Source organism: Poseidonocella sp. HB161398, from assembly GCF_005870025.1.
In the GTDB taxonomy this organism is placed as follows: domain Bacteria; phylum Pseudomonadota; class Alphaproteobacteria; order Rhodobacterales; family Rhodobacteraceae; genus Mangrovicoccus.
Genome location: NZ_VATA01000222.1, coordinates 1 through 1,385, shown reverse-complemented (window position 1 = coordinate 1,385; position 1,385 = coordinate 1). Strand labels below are relative to the sequence as shown.

Sequence of the window (1,385 nt, the reverse complement as noted above, 5' to 3'; positions counted from 1 at the left end):
CCGGCTGCATGCATTTGTTCCGGCACTGCGTTTCACCCGCCGTCCGCCCCTTGCGTCCGAAGGTTGTCCTCCACGGAATGTGCGCATCGCCCGACCAACGGAAAACCGGGCATTACCGAGGCCTATCCCCGAAAAGTTGTTCATCAGAAATCTCAAGGCGCGCCACGAGCAGGCTGCAATTCAGGCTGTCGCTGAGAGCGGTCGTGACCGATCCGCGTAGCCAGCGGGCCATGGCTCCCTGCTTGTGGTGTCCGACCACGACGAGGTCCGCCCCGGTTTGGCGAGCAATGTCCGTGATACGTTCCGCTGCCTGCCCCCTCTCCAGACGCGCCTCATGGGGCACGCCCATGCGCACCAGTCGCGCGGCACCCTCATCGAGGATGTCCTGGACTTCGTCCGTCCTGTCCGGAGCGACATAGACAGCGCTGGCGTCGCCCCCGAAGACGTCGGGGTATTCCACGACGGCAAGAAGCACGACCCGGGCTCCGCACGCCTGGGCGAGTTTCGCCCCTTCCCGCAGCGCCAGACGGCCCTCCCGAGATCCATCATATGCTAGCAGAACCGTGCTATACATGCTTGCCTCAGCCAATTCTCCCTACGGACGATACTATCACGATTGTCGCCGGCGTGCAGTGCCTTCGAGCACCGCCAGTCGCGACCCCGGGCTTCGTCGCGGTGGACCGCCACAGTCGGCATGCCTCGGGACCATGAAGTATCCGGGCTTGAGCGATCGACGGCTCAGGGGCTCTCACGGGACGTGTGTCTTCGCGGAAGCCTGGCGCTTGCGCCGTTGGTTCATCGGATGTCACCATGCTAGGCTGGAGAGCTGAACCTGCCGGGCGCGCCCGATCTTCGGGACGCCCGCGCTCAGCCCTAAGCGAACCGTCGCACTTGACGCAGAAAGCGGTAGCACCGAATGACCCGAGGAGCGCGAGCGCCTTGGGGGTCGCAATATTAACGCCGCCGGGGACTTTGCGGCTTCTTCCCGCATGAATATATCTGGAGCGAAGATCAGGAGAGCACGCGATGGCCGGAATGAAAGTGACATGCCTGGAGTGCGGTCAGGTGAACCGCGTCCCCGCAGAGCGCCTGTCGGCAGATCCCAAATGCGGCATCTGCGGAGCCAAGCTGACCGGTGCCAAGGTGTCCGAGATCGCCCCCGAAATTCTGCAGAAGGCCGCGCGCAACGATGACGTGCCCTTGGTCGTGGACTTCTGGGCGCCCTGGTGTGGCCCCTGCCGGATGATGGCGCCTGAATTCGCCCGCGCCGCGACCGAGCTGAAGGGTCAGGCGCGACTGGTGAAGCTGAATACCCAAGAGCATCAGGCCGCTGGAGCAAAATACGGCATCCGGGGTATCCCGACAATGGTCGCCTTCGCCAGAGG

2 protein-coding genes are annotated in these 1,385 nt (G+C 64.0%); one reads left to right on the top strand and one right to left on the bottom strand.

Annotation, left to right across the window (positions count from 1 at the left end; translation table 11 throughout):
• Nucleotides 1-112: 112 nt before the first annotated feature.
• Nucleotides 113-574: a universal stress protein gene (locus tag FGX59_RS36900; RefSeq protein ID WP_138473480.1), complete on the bottom strand. Its 462-nt coding sequence runs from the start codon at nucleotides 572-574 to the stop codon at nucleotides 113-115.
• Nucleotides 575-1,026: 452 nt separating this feature from the next.
• Here FGX59_RS36900 and FGX59_RS36895 point away from each other — a divergent pair.
• On the top strand, nucleotides 1,027-1,385 hold a 359-nt coding region (locus FGX59_RS36895; protein WP_138473479.1), incomplete at its 3' end, for a thioredoxin domain-containing protein.

Coding starts and splice junctions, on each gene's coding strand:
- FGX59_RS36900 (WP_138473480.1), bottom strand. CDS start 574: ATGTATAGCACGGTTCTGCTAGCATATGATGGATCTCGGGAGGGCCGT.